Source organism: Pseudomonas sp. IPO3778 (assembly GCF_013386825.1).
Taxonomy (GTDB): Bacteria; Pseudomonadota; Gammaproteobacteria; order Pseudomonadales; family Pseudomonadaceae; genus Aquipseudomonas.
On record NZ_JACARC010000041.1, the window covers coordinates 47740 to 64109 of the forward strand.

Sequence of the window (16370 nt, forward strand, 5' to 3'; positions counted from 1 at the left end):
AGTTCGGTAGGTGACTTAGCCGGACGCTTACTCAACAGGCGCATGCATGTTAGGCGCTTCGCAAGGGCTCCAATTTCTCGCTTCCTTGGCAGTAGACGACCACCCTCCTCCTTGACCCCGACTTTCGCCTATGAGGTTGGGCGAAAGTGGAAAATGCATTGGCCTCACGCACCCAACGTATCTTAAAGGCTGTCGATCAGAAGCAGATATCTTGTGGCAGAATAGGTTGGGCCCTTCGCGAAATTATGAGAACCCCTCCGACATAGGTATCTAATTTGAAATCAGGCTTTGCTATCCAGAGACTTAAGATCGACCTCAATTTTCGCTAATGCTTCAGCAGGAATCAGCCCTTTTGACAACTGCGCTGTCGCCGCCAAAGTAAACCCGCGTGCCATGCCAACTTGTGGATGTTTGCTTAATCCTGGCAAGTACGTTTCCAGGATTGCGTTTGTTGTTGCGTTATCAAGCAGGTCGCCGAGTTTTGATTCGATGGAATAAGTCATGGGGTAAACTCCGTAGTAGGCGCCCAAAGGGGCGGAAAATTCAGACACAAGTGATCAAGCGTCAGACTGCTGATCAATCTGGCGAGCAACGAACTCCCACATTTCGCGCGCCACGTGATCCATCTCGGGCGGCTCAGCGCGGGACACGAAAACTCGCATAATCTGCCGCATACCCCCCGCAACGCCGGCCGCCAAGGCTTCCGTGTCGCAGGCAGGCGGCAAGTAACCGCTATTCTTTGCCTCGCTCAGGAAAGCGGTCAACGCTTCCAGGTGGAGCCCCAGCCAGCGCTCGGTTTCTGCGGCGGCTCCGGTGTCATTGATGGCCTCTCGTACGATCACCGGCGTCATCGGCTCGCCCCACATAAAGGCAACGGTTGCGTAAGTCGATGCTTTTACGGACGCTAGCCACGTATCACGGTTGGTTGCCACGGTAGCGGGAAGAATGATCTTCCCCAGGCTTGAGTTATAACGGTCAATAACGGCGGTCAGTACCCCGGTTTTAGACCCGAAATTGTGGTAAATCGCCCCTGTAGAGCAACTGGCCGCCTGAGCCAGTTCGTTGATCTCCAGATAGCCCTGGTTTTCGATCAGCAGGCGTGTGGCGGCAACGATGACTCGCTCCGACGCAGTGCCACGTTTCGGACGTTTGCTTCCAACTCCTGTCGCGTTCATCACGTTGTTCCATTCCTGAAATCTTCGCCGCCCGGCACTACGGCCAAGGGCATTAGTTTTGCTTTGACAATCTTCCCTACGGGGGTCTTTGGCATTGCATCCACCGCGATATAACGGCGTGGTCTCTTGTAGGCTGTGAGGCCTTCTCGAGCGAAACGCTCAATGTCTTGAATCGTGGCACCGGATCGCAGCACGACGAACAAAATGATCGCCTCACCCGTGCGCTCATCGGGTACGCCGACCACTGCACAATCTGCCACGCCAGAGTGCTGCTGAATGTAGGCTTCAATTTCGATGGGGTAGACGTTAAAACCGGAGACTATCACCAGTTCCTTCAACCGCCCCATCAGCCGCAACCGTCCATCAGGCTCCAGGAGCGCCAAATCTCCAGTATTGAACCAGCCGTCAATGAGGCTCGATTCCGTCCGTTCCCCATCCCAATAGCCGGGACTTACTTGGCCGCCTTTTATCTGAAGTTCTCCCACGTTTCCAGCAGGAAGAGTTAGGCCCTGCGCGTCACATATTCTGACTTGAGTACCGGCAAGCGGCGCTCCGACACAGCCATCATATTCAGTTCCCGGTGCGGAGCAACTGACAGCAGAAGTGGTCTCCGTCGAACCGTACCCTTGCAAAATAGGGTATCCGGCCGCAAACCGCCACGAGGTAGCCGTCGCCTTGGTCAACGGCATACCGCCTGCTGTAACCAGTACCGGAGTATTCGCACTTCGGTGGTTGAGCGCGGCTTGGAATTTCGGTTCCGCGAGCAAACTTCGAAACAACGTGTTGACCCCCGGAAAGACCTCGATGGGGTACCGGCGCCATGCGGCAGCGATATCCGCAAGACGGCGAGGGTCCGCAATCAATATCGCGCAACCGCCGACTGCGACGTTTTGCAGGCCGCAAGTCACAAACCCATAGGAGTGATACAACGGGAGCGCCGCAAGTGAGGTCATTCCCTGGCGCCTTGACGCCGGTGGTAGCCGGCTCTGGCACCAGCTCAGCAATTGCTCCATCGCGCTCAAAAGGTTTGCCTGAGTGAGCCGAGCATATCTCGGTGTTCCCGTAGACCCGCCAGTCGCCTGGAGCATTGCAAGGTCGCCAGGCTCAATGTTTACATGTTTTGCGACGGCAGGTCTGCGCAGAATACGGGCGAGAGATACCCAAAAGTGAGGAGGTGCTGGCTCACCTGACAACCGCCGAACAGGCCATGCCTTGATCCCGTGACAGTCGCCCAAGCTGGCGGCGACCACACGGCAGGTAAGGTCCTCTGGCAGCGAGTTCGCAAGCAAGGGGTTTGCTACGATTATTTTTGGCTGAAGCCGGCGCAGGCTGTCGGAGACCTCCCGTCGCGTGTAAAGCGGATTGAGGGGTGCCAATACAGCGCCAGCCAGCAATGAACCAAAGGCGGCGACGGGGAAGGCGAGGCAATTAGGCAAGAGAAGCGCCACGCGGTCACCAGGTTGAACACCCTCTGTCTGGAGCCAGGCTGCGAATGTTTCCGCATGGCGCAGCAGGCGGTCGAAGTTCAATCGGGTGCCGAATGCGATATACGCAGGTCGGTCGTGGAACCGCATACAGCGCTGGCGCAGCAGTTCAGGAAGTATCACAGGCACGGCATAGTTAGTTGGCACCTTCTGCCCGCCCAATAGCCTTGGGCGCAGATTTTCAAATATCAACAGCACTTTGCCCATGGTGTGCTTTAGCTCAACGTGCCGATGTGCGGCAGCCGCCTCGGTGGCGGGAAACCGTGCATCTACCGCAACGCGCAACTGCTGTGCATCTACCATCGCGGCCAGAACGTTTAGGTCTTTGGTACAGGAACGAACGTTGACAATGTGCGTTCGTGGCCGCTTCCAGACCGCAAGCGCTGCCAGCACGGTGGCTCGACTGGGGACGGTGGTGACATATCGCCCTCGTGGTTTCATCAGGCCGGCAACCGAGCGCGCAGAAAGGTTACCAAACACATCGAAGACGCCGTCATATGGCCCACCTGACAATGCCCCCGCGCGGTAATCAAGCACAGTGTCAGCACCCAGGTCTTTTATATATTCAGCTCGTTCGGTGCTGCATACTGCGGTTACGTGAGCACCGAATGCCTTGGCGATTTGAACCGCAAACGACCCTACACCGCCGCTGGCACCGTTGATCAGGATTGACTGCCCTGGCAGCACTGCCAGGTGGTCACGTAACGCCTGCAGGGCAGTCAAGGCAGCCACTGGCAGAGCGGCGGCGTCGGCAAGAGGTAGGGAACGAGGCGCCAGCGCCAGTTCCTTGACCGGCCAAGAGACTACTTCCGCAGCTGCTCCTCCACGCCACCCGTTGAGCATGCCGAAGACTCGGTCTCCCGTTGCGAAGTCAGGGTTGGAACTTAACAACACAACGCCGGCGGCGTCATAGCCGGAAGGGAGAGGAAAGCGTTTCCCTGTCAGCCGACTGAAGCGGCCTTTGCGCACAAAGGTGTCCTTGGGATTGACGCTGGCAGCCATGACCTGTACGAGCACATGACCCTCTTTGAGAAGTGGAGGTGCGACCTCACGCAGCTCCAACTCGTCCGCTGTGCCGTATTGATCGAACATGACTGCAAGCATGGGTCAACTCACTCGTTCGTAAAGGCCAACGACGCAAGCGCCGCCGAGTCCAATATTGTGCTGCAATGCAATGCGAGCGCCCTCCACCTGACGGGCACCGGCCTCGCCGCGTAGCTGCCAAACCAGTTCGGCGCATTGGGCAAGGCCGGTGGCGCCCAACGGGTGGCCTTTTGAGAGAAGGCCGCCGGATGGATTGACTACCACCTGCCCACCATAACTTCCCTCGCCATCGGATATGAAAGCCGGCAGCCCATCAGCGGTGCACAATCTCAAACCTTCATAGGCCAGCGCCTCGTTAATAGTGAAGCAGTCATGTAGTTCAACCACGTCTACATCGCGAGGATCGATGCCTGTAGCCGCGTACAGGCGGTCGGCGCCGTTTGCAGTCACCTGTGAGCCAACTAACGTATCTGCTCGTCCAGTAAAGCTACTATCGGTATCGCTCGTCATTACCTGCCCTGCGAGCCGCACCTGAACGCGCCCCTGAATACCATGCTTGCGCAGGAAGTCCGGCGAGCAGAGCACTGCGGCGGCGGCACCGCAGGTCGGCGGGCAGCACTGCAGTTTGTTGAGCGGATCAAACACCATCGGCGAAGCGAGTATTTGTTCCCGGGTCAGTGCATCGCGGAACACCGCACGAGGGTTGTTGGCGGCGTGCTTTCGGGCCTTGACGGCAATGTCGGCAAGCACCGAAGCACTGAGCTCGCGTTCGCGCAACCATTCGCGGGCCGCTTGGCCGAACATCTGCGGCATGGGCGGTGCGGCTTCCAGTTCGAAGTGCTGCGAAAGTACCTGGATATGACGTTCAAGCGGGTGCACACGGTCGTTGTAAACCATGCTTAGCGCGCCCGGCGGCATCTGCTCAAAGCCGAGAACCAGTACGCATTCGGCATCGCCGGCCAAGATGGCCTGACGTGCTGAATAGAGCGCACTGGAGCCCGTGGCGCAGTTGTTGTTGATATTTTGTACCGGCACGCCAGTTAAGCCGAGTCGATACGCTGCTCGCTGGCCGCTGGTAGATTCTCCATAAACGTACCCAGTAAACACTGCACCCACGTCGCTATAGGCAATTCCCGCATCAGCAAGTGCCTCCCTGCCGGCTTCCTCAGCCATGACATCGTAGGGTTGACTGCTGCTCGGACGCAGGAAGGTTGTCATGCCTACACCGATGACAAAGGGGCGGCGATCTTCAGTCATACATTTACTCCTAAATGGGATGCATCGGGCCAGCGGCTTACAAACCGTAAAAGGGCGTCGGTAGAAGAGACAAGGTCCTCGCCCTGGCTGGCGTCGTTGATCGCCTGCCAAGCGTCGCGAACCGCTTCCAGATTGGGAATCTGCCCAAGATGCAGCCCTAAATTGCGGTGCATGATCTGTCGAGCGATCGTGCCGCCAGCGGCTTCATAAACTTGGCCACTGGTGGTGCATGAGGGATGGCAAAGAAAGGCGACCAGTGCTGCAATCGATTCGGGGGGCAGGCGTTCGGCAATCGGCGGCGGCAGCACGCCCATCGAAAGGCGCGAGGCCGCAAGGGGGGCTACACAATTGACGAGAATCCCGTGTTTCTCGCCTTCAATCGCTAACGTGCGAGTCAGACCAATCAATCCCGCTTTGGCTGCCGAATAGGCTGACTGGCCAAACCCCCCGTAGAGTCCGGCGGGTGAAGTCGTGAAGATGATTCGACCGAAGCCCTGCTTGACCATCGCTGGCCAAGCCGCCTTTGCAGCGCGCCAGGGGCCCATCAAATGAACGTCGAGTAATTCGTGCAGTTCTGCTTCGCTGGCTTTGGCGAAGCTACGGTCTCGCAGAAAGCCAGCATTAAGCACGAGCGAATCAATGCGGCCCGTTAGCGCCAGAACACGCTCGACCAAGGCGCCTCCATCAATGGCCGAGCCGGCAATCGCAAATTTTTTGCTGGTCGACGCGAGTTGGCTTTGCGTTGTTTCAGGCTCAGGCGGCTCAACGATATCAAGATCGTTTTCTACAAGTATTGCGCCCCTCTGGGAGAACAGGTCTGCATAAGCGCGACCGAGACCGCGGCTGGCACCTGTGACGAGCACAACTTGGTCATCGAAGCGCAGCATTTTTTCTGTTTGAGTGGTCATGTGATTGTTCTTGTGATTTGTCTTGATGTCGATACTGAACCGAATTCTGTTTCGTGTAAATGGCCAATTGATTTCTTTCGCTATGACTACCAGGTAAGCCTTGTGTGTAGTGATCCACCAATCCCGGACACCCCATTAAGTTTTTCTTCGGCCCGAGCTGGCGGCAGCCCACAGTTGGTATCCGTTGTCTCCACGCGTGTACCTCTTCTATGTTTGAAGCAGTCAATCCATGCACTCGAATCGCTGGCGTACCTTGCCCTTCCACATCAAACCGACAGGCGCTTGTACTTGGACACAGCCAATGCCAGCGCGACGGCAGCCAGCACCAGCGGTAACAACGACACCCACAGTACGGTGTTCCAGCCATAAGCCGACAGCAGCCCACCCGACGAAAAAGACCCGATCGCCATCACGCCGAACACGATGAAATCGTTGAGCGATTGAACGCGTGTTTTCTCTTCGGGCCGATGGCATTCCAGCACCAGTGCGGACGCGCCCAGGAAACCGAAATTCCAGCCAAGCCCCAGCAGGATCAGCGACCCGTCAAAATGCATCACGTCGATCCCGCCAAGTCCGACGGCGGCAGACAGCCCCGTTAACGCCAGGCCGACCACTGCAACGCGAACGGCACCGAACCGCGTGATGAGGTGGCCGGTGAAGAAGCTGGGCGCGTACATGGCAATGACATGCCATTGCAGGCCCAGATTGGCCGAGGCCTGCGAATGCCCGCAGAGGTGCATGGCCAGCGGCGCTGCCGTCATCAGGAAATTCATCAGCATGTAGGACACCGCACCGCAGGTCGCTGCAGCGATAAAGCGCGGTTGCCGCGCAATCAGCCCGAGTGGGCGCCCTCCTCCAAGCGCTTCAGCCGTCGGCATCGGCAGCTTCACACCCAGCAGGACGAGTGCCGAGACCGCCGCGACGGCGGCTTGCGCCAAAAAGGTGGGGGCGAACGGGTACTGCGGCCAAATGTCCATCGTCCAGGTCACCAACTGCGGCCCCACCACGCCGGCGACCACGCCACCCGCCATGACAAGTGACAGGGCCCGTGCGCGCCGTGATGGCTCAACACCGTCGGCGGCCGCGAAGCGGAACGACAACACCACGGCCGCGTAGCTCCCGCCCAGGAACGTCGCCAGGCAAAACAACCAGAATGAGCCGACGATGACCGCGAGCATCGCCAACACGCCCGTCAGTACACCCGCACCCGCGCCCGCCAGGAACGCCGCGCGCCGCCCATACCTGCGTGCCAGAGCGCCCATCGGGAAAATACACGCCGCCATGCCTACCACAAAGATGGAAATGGGCAACGTGGCCAGCGCCGGTGCAGGCGCGAGTGTGTTGACCACAATCGCTCCCGTGGCGTAGATCACCACGGCATTCGCCCCGGCCAGCGCCTGCGCGATCATCAGTCGCCCTATGTTCGCGCGTTGCACGCGCTCTGGCAGCAATGAGGATGCGCTGCTTGATGGCTCAGTGTTGAGGTTATGGTTCTTCATGGGTGTCGAGTGCCCATCTCAAGGTCGTCATCACGGGTCGATGGGCGCGCACTGGCGGGGTCAACTGCGAGGGTCAATACCATGCGGAATTTGACGTCGCCGGACTTCATCCGTTGGTAGGCTTCATTGGCTTGCTCGAACGGCATCACTTCGATCCTTGGGCGCACGCCGGCCAGCACGCTGAAATCCAGGGTCTTTTCGTTTTCGTAGGGCGAGCCGGTGATCGAACCCAGCAGGCTGCGCTCACCCACGACCAGGTGGCCGGCAGACACCGGCAACGGGTCCTTGCCCGCGCCGAGCAGCACAAGACGGCCGTGTGGCGCGAGCCCTGCCATGAGCGCCGACACGGCAACAGGGGCACTGATCGTGCTCACGATGGCCTGCACACCCCCCATTTTCTTGAGCGTTGCCGCCGCGTCTTCTGCTTGGGTGTCGATGTAGAGATGGGCCCCTAGGTTGAGTGCATCCTCGGCGATATCACTGCCGCGCCCGATGGCAACCACGCGAAAGCCCATGCGGCGCGCGTACTGCAGGGCCATATGCCCCAAGCCGCCAATACCGAAGATGGCAACCGTATCGCCCGCCTGGGCGCCGCATTTCTTCAGGGCATTGAACGTGGCGAGACCGGCGCAGAGCAACGGCGCGGCTTCCTCGGCAAGGAGTTCGTCTGGAATCGACACCAGCCCGGAGGCTCGTGCCAGCATCCTTTCGGCATAACCTCCGTCACAGGTGGCACCGACAAAGGGCTGGTGTTGGCACAGCTGAAAATGCCCCTGGCGGCACTGCACACATTCGCCGCAAGGCCCGCCCAGGCGACCCACGCCGACACGCTGGCCGACCTTCCAGAGAGAGGGAACGTGCTCGCCTAGCCCAGCGATGCGGCCGACCACTTCATGGCCTGGCACCCGCGGCGGCTGCTGCGTAGGGTCTGCCCCTTCGATGTCACCCACATCGGCACCACAGATACCGCAGGCCTCAACGGCAATCAGCACTTGGCCAATACCGGGTGCTGTTGTCGGACGTTCCACCAGTTCAAGAACACCCGGTCGGGTGACTTGCATGGCACGGTATGTAGCGTTCATAGACTCCGCTCCTAAAAATGATGAATAACGGGAGATACCGACACTGCTGATCAGTGCCGCCTTGCCTCGCGATCTCACGTCAACGCTTCGATGGATTCAACCCAGGCGCGGCGGCACGTTCAGCCAATGCCTTCAGGCCCAGGCCGGCGGCCTCGACGGCCCCGGCCAAATAGCCCGAAAACTGCGGCGACCATTCGCTGGCGATACCTGTCAGGCACCCCTGCCAAGGTCCCGAAGCTGCCGTAGCCGAGGGCGCCCGGGCATGCTGGGGCGCCGCGTTTACATCGACTGCAGTGGCCGTGAACGGGTCTTGCGCCCAATCCTTGATGGCCTCGGACTTAGGCGTCGCCGCCTGGGCACCAAACATCCGGACGAGTTGCGCACGGCAATGGGTGCGCAGTACCTCGTCGGAGACCGTGCTGCGCACGTGCGCCGGCACGCCCAGGAAGCCAAACAGCGCCGCGCGGCCACCGGGCATGGAGGCATCATGGATTTCACCCAGCGGCCCACGCGCGCTGCGGCCCTCGCCGGACAACCCCTGTTCTCGCCAGAACGGCGTGTCATAAATGGCGACGTACTTGGCTTGGGGCGCCATCCACGTCGCCGTTTCACGCCATTGCAGGGCCAGGGACGCAGGCAAGGCCGGTTCGAAGACCAGGGTGCTTTCGACCATGCGCGGCGGCAGCGCCAGTAAGACGTGCTCGGCGTGCCAGGCGCTGACGTGGCCTGCGGCGTCTTCGCTTTCGAGTTCGATCTGGCCGTCGTGTTTGCGAAGCCGGCGCACCGTGTGGCCGGTGATGATGTTTGCCGGGGCCAGCGTGTCGCGCAGGGCTTCGATCAAGCTCCCCATGCCACCGACCAGGCGCATGGACGCCGGCGAATTTACGTAGCCACGCATGCGCACAGGGGGCGCCTCGGGCGAGCGCTCCACCACCATGTCGCCCTCCTCGAACTGCTCAAACCGCTCCAGGCCCAAGGCCTCCACTAGCCGGTCAAGCTCCCGTTGGTAACCAGGCCAGAACCAGGTGGGGCCGAGGTCGAAGCGGTCGATAGCGTGGGTGTTCGCAGCAGTGTGGGTCACGGTCTGGCCGGTGGCGTCGATGGACGCAATACGACCGCCGAGGACTTCCCTCCCCTCCAGCAACACATAATCGGTAATGCCCTGGCGCTCCAGCAAGTAAGCGGCATACAGGCCGCTCAACCCGGCGCCAACGATAGCAATGCGTACGGTGTGCATGCTCATTCCTCTGCGGCTACATCGGCCAAATGGCCCGTTTTGAGGTACACGGTGGCGCCTTGATCGCCCGCGTGGAGGTTCGCAGACTCGCCAGCAGGCAGGCGCAGCCAGCTGCCGCGCTCGTAGGCTTCTCCATCCAGCGTCACGTTGCCCGTCAGCACCAGCAGTTCAGCGCCATCAGGCGGCGTTTCGAAAATCGCTTCACGCGGTGCCAGGCGTTGCAGACTGACCTGCTCCGTGTCATCACAGAACAACGCACAGACCTCGCGTTGGCCCTCCCGACGCCACGCGGCAGGGTCACGGGTATCCATACGCACAGGGCGCTGCTCGCTTCCCTGCATCTGTTGAAGCTTGACGAAAATGACAGCGCCTTCGGCACTGGAGGGTTGGTGGCTGGAGCCGGGGGGATTGCGCAGGTACCAGCCCGCCGGGTAGTCCCCACTCCCATCGGAGAAGGTCCCCGACAACACGAGAATTTCCTCTCCCCCGGGATGGGGATGGCGAGGAAAACGGGAGTCAGGGGCATACCGCACAAGGCTGGTGGCACGGGCTTTTTCCGCGCCCACGCGATCCAGCATCACGCGCTCGACACCCTCCTGCGGCGAAGCCACCCATTGGCACTGCTGGGACGCCACGATGGCGCGGCGCGTGAAATCGGCATTGATCAGCATGAGGGTTATCCAAACGGGGACAAAGACACCGGCCACCCCATCCATGGGTGGCCGGTCCTTATCGATAGGGCTTACTGAGTGGGCAGCTGTTGATAGGCCTCGACGACGCGTGCCGAGTACGTCAGTGCAGCACCCGCGTTCAGGGCAATCGCAACCCCCAGGGCCTCGGTGATTTCTTCAAGCGTGGCACCGTGCTCCACCGCCTTCTTGGTGTGAACGGAAATACACCCGTCGCAGCGCGTGGTCACAGCCACCGCCAATGCGATCAGCTCGTGGATCTTCGGCTCCAGGTGCCCCGTCTTGACCGCCGAGTTGTCGATCATCATCAGGCCACGCATTACGTCGGGGCTTTGTTTAGCGTAGTCGCCCACGCGCTCCATGAGGGAGTCGCGGTAGCCATTCCAGTCTTGCATCATGGTCTTTCTCCAAAAACAGATTGACGCCAGGTGTGGGGTCACGCCTGGCAAAGCACTCAGTTACGACCGGCCATCACACCGCCATCGACGTCCCAGACTGCGCCAGTGACCCAGCCCGCCTTGTCCGAGAGGAGGAAGGCAACCACTTCGGCGACGTCCTGAGGCGTGCCCACACGACCAATCGGGTGGAAGCTATTGAAGCCTTGCAGCGCACTGTGCACTTCGGCCTTGGGGATAAAACCTTCGTAGATCGGGGTCTGCACCACGGCAGGCGACACGGCGTTGACGCGAATGTTGTTGCTGGCCAGTTCCATCGCCAGGTGTTGGGTCAGCGAGTGCAGGCCCGCCTTGGCCATCGAATACGCCGACGACGGCGTGGCCGCGATCGCCTGCTTGCCCCACATCGAGCCGATATTCACGATCGCGCCCGGGCGGTTCTTGGCGACCAGGTTGGCGGCAACCTTTTGCGTGATGAAAAAGGTCGCTTTGTTCAGCGACATGTACTGGGCGTAGTCGGCTTCCGAGTGCTCCAGGAATGGCTTAGGGAAGAACACCCCAGCGGCGTTGACCAGCAGGTCGATATCCGAGTGCTGCTCATCCAGGGTCTTGAGGAGCGCGGCGACGGCGGCGTCGCTGGACAGGTCGGCGGTCAGTGCCCACACCTGGCCCAGTTCAGCCAGTTCCTTGCGGGCTTCTTCGGTTTTTTCCGGGCGGTTGCCCACGATGACCACGCTGCCGCCCTCGGCCAGTACAGTGCGCGCCGTCTGCAGGCCCATGCCGCTGGTGCCACCGACGACCAACAGCTTCTTGCCCTTGAATTGATTGCTCATCTTGAAATCCTCTCTGTGCGCCCGCCGTCCGGCAGGACTTTAATGGAAGAAAAACTATGGTTTCCAACGGCATTCACATGCCTATGCCCTCACCCATCAAATCGATCAACAGCTGGCATGGAGGTGATTTTTCGCTTCTTCCCGACCGCAGACAAACGAGATAAAGTGTCAGGCCCTGAAAGAAAAACTTTATCGATATGAAATCACCCGTCCACTTGAACGCCCTGCGCGCCTTCGAGGCCAGCGCCCGTCATCAGAGCTTTTCTGCGGCAGCGGCGGAACTCAACGTCACACCCGCGGCGGTCGGTCAGCTGGTACGTACGCTGGAAGACTGGCTGGGAAGCCCGCTGTTTGTGCGCGGCAACAGCGGCCGGGCAAGGCTTGTACCCACGGAGGCGGCCGAGCGCGCGTTGCCCGACATCCGTGCTGGTTTCGACAGGCTGACGCTGGGGATGGAGCGACTGCGGGAAAGTTCGATCAGCGGCGTATTGACCGTGGCCGTCAGCCCGGCCTTTGCCGCCAAATGGCTGTTGCCTCGCATCGACCGCTTCCAGGCGGTCTGCCCCGAAACAGACGTGCGTCTGGATACCAACCTCAAACCGGTGGATTTCGTTGCCCAGCGGATCGATATCGGCGTGCGTTATGGCACAGGTCGGTGGCCAGGGCTGACCGCCGAGAAGCTGATGGACGAAGAGGTCTATCCGGTGTGCTCGCCACAACTGCTGCGCGAGCACTCACGTTTGCTAAAGCCCAGGGACTTGGCACAGGAGACGTTGATTCACGACCTGTCGATGGATAGGCATACCGGTTTTCCGAGCTGGGAAACCTGGATGCAAAAAGCCGGAGCGAAGGACGCCCTCTCCCTGCGGGGCATGCAAATCAACAACTCCGCTGCCGTGTTGCAAGCTGCGGTGGAGGGGCACGGCGTTGCGCTTGCCCGTAGCGTCATGGCGCACGATGACCTGGCAAGCGGACGCCTGGTGAGAGTGTTCCCGGATATCAGTTTTGCATCGGAGCTGGCCTACTACATCGTTTATCGGCCTGAGCACGCCAGCTCGCCCAAGTTGACGACGTTCCGGGACTGGTTATTGGCAGAAGCGGCACAGACGCTAAATCGGAAGGTTTAGGGCCCAGGGCCGGTTCTGGTATCCAGGAACGAGGTGAATTCTCTCCAAAAAGCGCGCTCAACAGTTCAACTGTGCGCTCCACGTTGCGGACCAGTTCGCCGGCGGGGTCGTACTGGTAGCGGCGGTGAATCGGGTTGTAGGCGTGTTCGACCAGCAGGCTGGTGTTGATGCCGGGGTTGTGCACGCCGGAGAGTTAGTGATCATGAATTGCGAGCCAGCGGCGTTTGGTGGGTTATTTTGAGAAAACTGAAATAGGCCGCACAGACGCTTAAGCCGCGCGGCTTGGCGCTTGGCAGCTATTGCTGGAAGTCGGAAGTTCTCGGTCGAGGTATTCGACCGAGAACCTGCAATTGCTGGTTGCAAACAACGTACATTCGCCACCTTTAAAAAACCTTGAATGCGTCATTCTCGTAGTAAAACTTAAAAGCTTCGAAATAGTCCTCTACTGTTGCCGTTGCCAACTGCTGATTTGCGTTTAAAATCACATCTTCAATCATGGGAGTATCCAGTGCCTCTTTCCAGTCGTCACTTATTACTTGCGAGGGTAAGTATTCTGTTGAGCCTGGAGGAAATTCGCGGCTATCTAATGAAAATGAGCCTCTTGTATCTAACGTCCATGGCGTGCTTGGCAAATAGAACCAAGCATCTGGCATTATTCGTATGTTTTCCAAAACTTCCCTGATGCTATATGTTTTCATATTAACCTTAACATGATGAGTTTTGTAATTTTTTGAAACCGCCCTGTTGATTAGGGTAGAGACTATTTTACACAGCACCAGGCGCTTGATGCTGCGACCTAGGTATTAATTCAATATCTTTAGGATTTTGCGCATTATGGTGCCAAGAGTGATTGGGCGGGCTTCTGTCGCTAAACCCAACTTTCGGCCCAAGTTGAACATGCTCTACAACCTCAGATGGAAGCGTGGCTTTTAGTTCAGAGCGGGTTGTAGGCATGTTCGACCAGCAAGCTGGTGTTGACGTCGGCGTTATGCACGCCAGAGAGTTTTTCGGCCGATAACGCTGTAGACCTTAGAGTTCAGGTCGTCGCGCTAAAACTCATACAAGATGCTGTCGTGCTATTAACTTCAAGCTGTCTATATTCAATGGCGTATTTCGCATAGCTACTGAAACCTTGTCCACCATCGAAAAGGCCACTTCAACCTCAATTAGTACGAGCTGATTCTCATCATAATCCTCATCCACCTCATAATTTATAAGATCCATATTTTGGAAAAACATATCCACACAACGCTGAAGACTCGAAAAATCCGAATGCACTTAAAATAATAATAGATAGTTTAGTGCAATCATTAAATTCTGTGCAAAACTTCCCTCTTGCGCAGAAAAATCTTCAGTGTCAGGTATGTTGTCCTCAACCTCCTCCTGAGTAGACCTTATAAGATCCGAGGTGCTTTCGACAGCGACTTTCAGTCCTCTGATGAAAAGCTCCGACAAATTTTCAGAGTAAACCTGATCGAAGGATTTGATGAGCCGCAACTGCCTATAAAGATAAGCAGCTACTATAAATACTTTTTGCTGACGACTCAGAATTTCAAAACTTGGGCGAACCTTTGCACTCTCAAAAATCAAACCATATTGCATGTCGCTCCTCCAAGCAGCTTTCGACTTTTTCACCTGTAGTGCGTGTGTCTATTTTTACACCGTGCTCTTTCATCAAGTGTTCACAGTCGAGGCATGCACCGCGTGATGAGTCAATACTAGTTGCGCCTTTGCCTGCTTTCATGATCGTTTCTTCTGCATGCCCCTGTCCATTTACTACTGAAATACCTTTCCCCTGTGCCCACACTCTTTGAATTTTAGGTACTGTTTTATCACTAGAGGTGATAAATAATTTTCCATCTTCACTCATTCCCCCCCCCCCAGTGCAGTTGTTTTGAATTTATGGGCAGTTGGGTCAAGGAGGCCATGAGCTTTAGTAACAAGGCCAAGTAGTTCTGATAGTCTCCAAGGGTCTACCCAGCGCATTGGGTTAACAGTGTATTGATAGAGGTTGTCCCCCCGCCCAACCCAATCGGGTCCTGCATTATAAACCTCCTCCAAACCTGTGCAGCATATATACCAATGCTACATCAACAAAGCCAAATTTTCTTAACTAACAATTGCCATATAATAGTCGCGTTATACACTACTTAAAAGGCTCAGCAGCTTTTAGATTTTGCATCATTACGGTGATAAATCTCCAAATACCGCCTTAAGTTGAGATGCGTATTTTTTTGCATTTGGTATCCTTATCGCTTTAATATATCCTTCCAACTCATGAGGTTTCTCTCTGAGAAAGTAAAGCTCTAACAAGTAAATATTGAGAAAGTTCTTATAGTATGGCAAAACTTTAAGAATTTTGTCCTCCTCATCCTCCTGATGCTTGCCTTCCTGCTCTTGCTCCGAGCCAGCGATAGCAGTAAGTTTTTTTCTCACATACTGGCAGACATACATTTCCTCACTTGCAATTTCTAAGAGATCTTGTACAGACACACCAGCCGCATCAAATTTTTTTACATCATGCATTAAAACAACATCTGGAATTGGCTCGGGATTAACCTTTAAGCTCAAATCACTGGAAACATATGCAAGTAACTTCTCATATGGTTCACTCTGAATAAAATTATTAACCTCTGGAATGCTTGCCATATATCTAAGTCTTTAATAATTTGTGAAAAATCATAACCTGTATGCCTATATGCATCAACAGCTTCAGGCTCCCAAGGTGTTAGTGAATCAAGGTTGCTGTACTGATGAACACCGTCACCACCAACGTGTTGAGGAATGTCCCTATGATGTAGTTCCATAGAAATCTCTTTAACTTCAGGAAGGCCTGTTCTCCTATTAATAACTTCAGCTGTCATTTTAGGAGCCTTCCCCTCTGCCATGCGCGAAATATTAGCGGGCGAGTATGCTTGTGTTGGTGCTTTAGCCTCTGCTTTCCAATAACTTTTTCTTGATGTGCCCCAGCACTAACCCCCCAAGGATCGATCCATGCTGTAGGGTTCGGAACATAACGATATAGGTTTATACCCCCCATCCAACCCAATCGGATCCTGCGTTATGAGCCGTCCAACCTCCGGGTCATAATACCGAAACGTGTTGTTCAGCATCAAAATACTGCCCCTGAACCCTCAGGTTCTGCTCAACCTCATTCACCGACATTGCTTCGATGGAACCCCAGGCTTTGTAAGTCGCCTGCCAAACGATCTGGCCTTCCTGGTCCGTCATCTCCAGCGGCGTACCAATTTGATCCGTATGGAAGTAATAGAGCTTCTGCTCCTCCCCTTCCCTCTGGTCAACACGGGCCAACGGCGCATAGCTACCCGGCATAGACATACAGACTACTCTGCCCCGGCGCCTCTTCGCGCAGCATCCGCAGACCTTGCCACAAGAAGTTCTTATGCCCGGTTTTCCCGTCGATTATCGACGTCTTGGCAACACGTCTTCCCAGGCTGTCATAGCGATAGGTACCGACACTTTCGATCTTGCTGTTAACCAGCGTCTCAGCCCGAACCAGCCGGTTCTCACAGTCATAGCTGAACGTCTGCAGCTTGCTCATGCCGCTGCGTTTCTCGATCAGGTTACCCTAAGTCTCGGCAAGCTGGATTGACGCAGATACTCTTAACACTGGAGAGTT

At 57.0% G+C, this 16370-nt stretch carries 16 protein-coding genes and 2 pseudogenes; 1 reads left to right on the top strand and 17 read right to left on the bottom strand.

Annotation, left to right across the window (positions count from 1 at the left end):
- Positions 1–281 precede the first annotated feature (281 nt).
- The 11 genes from HX855_RS21655 to HX855_RS21705 form a co-directional block, all read right to left on the bottom strand.
- Complete coding sequence (locus HX855_RS21655) at positions 282–503, bottom strand: hypothetical protein (RefSeq protein ID WP_177085865.1); 222 nt, start codon at positions 501–503, stop codon at positions 282–284.
- Positions 504–557: 54 nt separating this feature from the next.
- Positions 558–1175: a TetR/AcrR family transcriptional regulator gene (locus tag HX855_RS21660; protein WP_177085867.1), complete on the bottom strand. Its 618-nt coding sequence runs from the start codon at positions 1173–1175 to the stop codon at positions 558–560.
- Entirely contained in the window at positions 1175–3763 is a 2589-nt protein-coding gene (locus tag HX855_RS21665; protein WP_177085869.1) for an AMP-binding protein, read from the bottom strand. Before HX855_RS21665 ends, HX855_RS21660 begins: the two co-directional genes overlap by 1 nt.
- A gap of 3 nt (positions 3764–3766) precedes the next feature.
- A complete protein-coding gene (locus tag HX855_RS21670) occupies positions 3767–4960 on the bottom strand; it encodes a beta-ketoacyl synthase N-terminal-like domain-containing protein (RefSeq protein ID WP_177085872.1) in 1194 nt (397 codons plus the stop codon).
- Positions 4957–5868 (bottom strand): SDR family NAD(P)-dependent oxidoreductase, encoded by a 912-nt coding sequence (locus HX855_RS21675; protein ID WP_177085874.1) that lies wholly within the window; start codon positions 5866–5868, stop codon positions 4957–4959. Before HX855_RS21675 ends, HX855_RS21670 begins: the two co-directional genes overlap by 4 nt.
- Before the next feature lie 266 nt (positions 5869–6134).
- Complete coding sequence (locus tag HX855_RS21680; protein WP_177085876.1) at positions 6135–7367, bottom strand: MFS transporter; 1233 nt, start codon at positions 7365–7367, stop codon at positions 6135–6137.
- Positions 7364–8449 (bottom strand): alcohol dehydrogenase, encoded by a 1086-nt coding sequence (locus tag HX855_RS21685; protein WP_177085878.1) that lies wholly within the window; start codon positions 8447–8449, stop codon positions 7364–7366. The genes HX855_RS21680 and HX855_RS21685 overlap by 4 nt, the downstream gene beginning before the upstream one ends.
- 79 nt (positions 8450–8528) lie before the next feature.
- Positions 8529–9686, bottom strand: coding sequence for an FAD-dependent oxidoreductase (locus tag HX855_RS21690; protein WP_218175830.1), 1158 nt, complete (start codon positions 9684–9686; stop codon positions 8529–8531).
- A 2-nt stretch (positions 9687–9688) separates the two neighbouring features.
- Positions 9689–10357 (bottom strand): cupin domain-containing protein, encoded by a 669-nt coding sequence (locus HX855_RS21695; RefSeq protein ID WP_177085882.1) that lies wholly within the window; start codon positions 10355–10357, stop codon positions 9689–9691.
- Positions 10358–10428: 71 nt separating this feature from the next.
- Positions 10429–10770, bottom strand: a complete 342-nt coding sequence (locus HX855_RS21700; RefSeq protein WP_218175837.1) for a carboxymuconolactone decarboxylase family protein — start codon at positions 10768–10770, stop codon at positions 10429–10431.
- A gap of 59 nt (positions 10771–10829) precedes the next feature.
- Positions 10830–11603, bottom strand: a complete 774-nt coding sequence (locus tag HX855_RS21705; RefSeq protein WP_177085885.1) for an SDR family NAD(P)-dependent oxidoreductase — start codon at positions 11601–11603, stop codon at positions 10830–10832.
- A gap of 197 nt (positions 11604–11800) precedes the next feature.
- Here HX855_RS21705 and gcvA point away from each other — a divergent pair, with 197 nt between their 5' ends.
- Entirely contained in the window at positions 11801–12730 is a 930-nt protein-coding gene (gcvA, locus tag HX855_RS21710; RefSeq protein WP_177085887.1) for a transcriptional regulator GcvA, read from the top strand.
- Between the two features lie 73 nt (positions 12731–12803).
- Here the strand turns inward: gcvA and HX855_RS33910 are convergent.
- From HX855_RS33910 to HX855_RS21735, 6 genes and pseudogenes are all read right to left on the bottom strand, one after another.
- A pseudogene (locus HX855_RS33910) lies at positions 12804–12923 on the bottom strand (RHS repeat protein); the annotation flags it as partial.
- A gap of 190 nt (positions 12924–13113) precedes the next feature.
- Positions 13114–13428 carry a hypothetical protein gene (locus tag HX855_RS21715; RefSeq protein ID WP_177085889.1) on the bottom strand — a complete coding sequence of 105 codons (315 nt, stop codon included), beginning with the start codon at positions 13426–13428 and terminating at the stop codon, positions 13114–13116.
- Between the two features lie 580 nt (positions 13429–14008).
- Entirely contained in the window at positions 14009–14332 is a 324-nt protein-coding gene (locus HX855_RS21720) for a hypothetical protein (RefSeq protein WP_177085891.1), read from the bottom strand.
- The gene (locus tag HX855_RS33440) at positions 14310–14600 is read right to left on the bottom strand and encodes a hypothetical protein (protein WP_256353001.1); all 291 of its coding nucleotides are present in this window, start codon (positions 14598–14600) and stop codon (positions 14310–14312) included. The genes HX855_RS21720 and HX855_RS33440 overlap by 23 nt, the downstream gene beginning before the upstream one ends.
- Before the next feature lie 314 nt (positions 14601–14914).
- Positions 14915–15379 (bottom strand): hypothetical protein, encoded by a 465-nt coding sequence (locus HX855_RS21730; protein WP_177085893.1) that lies wholly within the window; start codon positions 15377–15379, stop codon positions 14915–14917.
- A gap of 319 nt (positions 15380–15698) precedes the next feature.
- Positions 15699–16319: pseudogene (locus HX855_RS21735) on the bottom strand (RHS repeat domain-containing protein); the annotation flags it as partial.
- Positions 16320–16370: the final 51 nt, after the last annotated feature.

What these genes read in the sequence shown, in the direction of transcription:
- HX855_RS21655 (WP_177085865.1), bottom strand. Translation starts at nt 503, where the DNA reads ATGACTTATTCCATCGAATCAAAACTCGGCGACCTGCTTGATAACGCA.
- HX855_RS21660 (WP_177085867.1), bottom strand. Translation starts at nt 1,175, where the DNA reads ATGAACGCGACAGGAGTTGGAAGCAAACGTCCGAAACGTGGCACTGCG.
- HX855_RS21665 (WP_177085869.1), bottom strand. Translation starts at nt 3,763, where the DNA reads ATGCTTGCAGTCATGTTCGATCAATACGGCACAGCGGACGAGTTGGAG.
- HX855_RS21670 (WP_177085872.1), bottom strand. Translation starts at nt 4,960, where the DNA reads ATGACTGAAGATCGCCGCCCCTTTGTCATCGGTGTAGGCATGACAACC.
- HX855_RS21675 (WP_177085874.1), bottom strand. Translation starts at nt 5,868, where the DNA reads ATGACCACTCAAACAGAAAAAATGCTGCGCTTCGATGACCAAGTTGTG.
- HX855_RS21680 (WP_177085876.1), bottom strand. Translation starts at nt 7,367, where the DNA reads ATGAAGAACCATAACCTCAACACTGAGCCATCAAGCAGCGCATCCTCA.
- HX855_RS21685 (WP_177085878.1), bottom strand. Translation starts at nt 8,449, where the DNA reads ATGAACGCTACATACCGTGCCATGCAAGTCACCCGACCGGGTGTTCTT.
- HX855_RS21690 (WP_218175830.1), bottom strand. Translation starts at nt 9,686, where the DNA reads ATGCACACCGTACGCATTGCTATCGTTGGCGCCGGGTTGAGCGGCCTG.
- HX855_RS21695 (WP_177085882.1), bottom strand. Translation starts at nt 10,357, where the DNA reads ATGCTGATCAATGCCGATTTCACGCGCCGCGCCATCGTGGCGTCCCAG.
- HX855_RS21700 (WP_218175837.1), bottom strand. Translation starts at nt 10,770, where the DNA reads ATGCAAGACTGGAATGGCTACCGCGACTCCCTCATGGAGCGCGTGGGC.
- HX855_RS21705 (WP_177085885.1), bottom strand. Translation starts at nt 11,603, where the DNA reads ATGAGCAATCAATTCAAGGGCAAGAAGCTGTTGGTCGTCGGTGGCACC.
- gcvA (WP_177085887.1), top strand. Translation starts at nt 11,801, where the DNA reads ATGAAATCACCCGTCCACTTGAACGCCCTGCGCGCCTTCGAGGCCAGC.
- HX855_RS21715 (WP_177085889.1), bottom strand. Translation starts at nt 13,428, where the DNA reads ATGAAAACATATAGCATCAGGGAAGTTTTGGAAAACATACGAATAATG.
- HX855_RS21720 (WP_177085891.1), bottom strand. Translation starts at nt 14,332, where the DNA reads ATGCAATATGGTTTGATTTTTGAGAGTGCAAAGGTTCGCCCAAGTTTT.
- HX855_RS33440 (WP_256353001.1), bottom strand. Translation starts at nt 14,600, where the DNA reads ATGAGTGAAGATGGAAAATTATTTATCACCTCTAGTGATAAAACAGTA.
- HX855_RS21730 (WP_177085893.1), bottom strand. Translation starts at nt 15,379, where the DNA reads ATGGCAAGCATTCCAGAGGTTAATAATTTTATTCAGAGTGAACCATAT.